This is a genomic window from Lacrimispora amygdalina (assembly GCF_003432035.1).
GTDB lineage: Bacteria > Bacillota > Clostridia > Lachnospirales > Lachnospiraceae > Lacrimispora > Lacrimispora amygdalina.
The window spans coordinates 1-1,811 of sequence record NZ_QOHO01000080.1 but is presented as its reverse complement, the minus strand read 5'-3'; the positions used below and the strand labels follow the sequence as shown (position 1 = coordinate 1,811).

The window sequence follows — 1,811 nt, the reverse complement described above, 5'->3', positions numbered from 1 at the left end:
AGTCCAGCTAAGAAATGTCAATAGTGAATGGAAAAAAAATTAATTTTTCTATTTAGGTAAAAAAGGGCAACTTTAATACACCTTTTGATATTCCGACAAATAGCGGGTTCAAAGGAGGTATGCATTATATTAAGCAGCGATGTCGCATCTCGCTTTTAAGTAATTCTTTTGATGTTCTTCTGGTGTGATGACTTGAAACTCTTTTTCATCACGAAGAATGGCAAATACAATGTTACAGACCTTATGCATGACAGCACCCAGTGATACCATTTTAGGCTTTGACTCACATTTTTTTAGGTAATAATCACGGAGCACAGGATTTTGAACAGACCCGTTTCTGCTTTTACTGATACTGATTAAAGCCATTGTGTGAAGTACGCGTCTTGCAATGCGGGAACCGCGTTTTGACATGTTAATCTTGGTTCCTTCAAACTTACCGGACTGCTTTACCGCAGGATCCAGGCCAAAGTAAGCAAACAGCTGCTTTGGAGAATGGAATGCCGAGAAGTCACCAATCTCACTCATAAGTGATACGGCGGAGAGAAATCCGGCTCCTTTGTAAGATTCAATCAGGTGTATCTGTTGTATAAATTTAGTCCCTTCGTTGGAATCAACCAGTTCATGCATGTTTTCCAGAAGAGAGGTAATTTCTTCATCATATTGGCGAATAAAACGTATGTAAATCTGGATACGCTTGAAATTACTGCTGACAGAATGACCAAAAGTCTTAGAGTCTTTTGCAGCCTGAATAATAGCATTATATTTGTTATTAGCGTATGTAACACCAAATCTGGCAGTAGAGCGTATGGAATCAATGATTTCCCGTTTTTCTGCTGAAAGAAAAGCATCTGGACTCGTGTAGTTTTCCAATAAAGTAAGAGATGTATTGGTAGTTACTTTTGAAAAGATTTTTAAATACTGAGGAAAAACCATACGAAGTTCACCCTGCAACTTATTTATATAGGCCGAACGATTATCCATCAGATCATAATAAACTCTGGAAAGGTTTCTTAAATCGAGAGCAAGTTCAGATGGCATAAGAGAAACCTTTAAATCGGGTTTCAAGCCAATCAAAGCCGCCTTTTTTGAATCGAAACGGTCATTATGCACTTTTCTTATATTGATATTTGTGCTACTCTTAGTGATGATAGGATTGATAACTGAGCAGTTAAAACCCTTATCGCGAAGATAGCAGAAGAGTGGGTAATGATAAATACCCGTGGATTCCAGGAAAATGCGACTTTCCAAAGAATACAACTCTTCTGCTTCTTTTATTTTAGAAACAGCAAGTTCCAGGGAAGAGATACTGTCATGTAGGATTTTAAAAGGTTTGCCCACAAATGTCTGGTTTGGAAGAGCAATAGACATCCATGAAAAGTCAGCACCAACATCCATACCGACAGAGATAAATAATTCATCAAAATTAAAAAAAACTTTGTTTGTCATGAGCGTAAGCTCCTTTCTGATAGGAGACCATTTCCAAAGCAACAGGTACACAGCCTAGCGCGTTATACGGGTATAGCCTGCGGCTCCCAACCAGCTTAATCATAAAACCCTGTTGAATGGACTAATTGACTTAATCGTAGGTATGAGCCAGTAGAAACTGGCTTCCCAAGGAGGAACACATTCTTTATCCTATCCAAAGAAATAATATACCTTATGAAAAGTCTGGTGTCTATGAGGGAACCGTCAGACATGATAATTATGAATGGATAACATTTGATGAAGGAAGAACCCCTTCTTCTGTTATCTGATAAGAAACTTGTTAACTGAGTAGTCATTCTTGACTGCATCATTATTATACTAGGAGG

1 protein-coding gene is annotated in these 1,811 nt (G+C 38.0%); it reads right to left on the bottom strand.

The window, feature by feature from the left end; translation table 11 throughout:
- Positions 1-129 precede the first annotated feature (129 nt).
- Positions 130-1,446: an IS110 family RNA-guided transposase gene (locus DS742_RS23155; protein WP_097007062.1), complete on the bottom strand. Its 1,317-nt coding sequence runs from the start codon at positions 1,444-1,446 to the stop codon at positions 130-132.
- Positions 1,447-1,811 lie beyond the last annotated feature (365 nt).

Coding starts and splice junctions, on each gene's coding strand:
- DS742_RS23155 (WP_097007062.1), bottom strand. CDS start 1,446: ATGACAAACAAAGTTTTTTTTAATTTTGATGAATTATTTATCTCTGTC.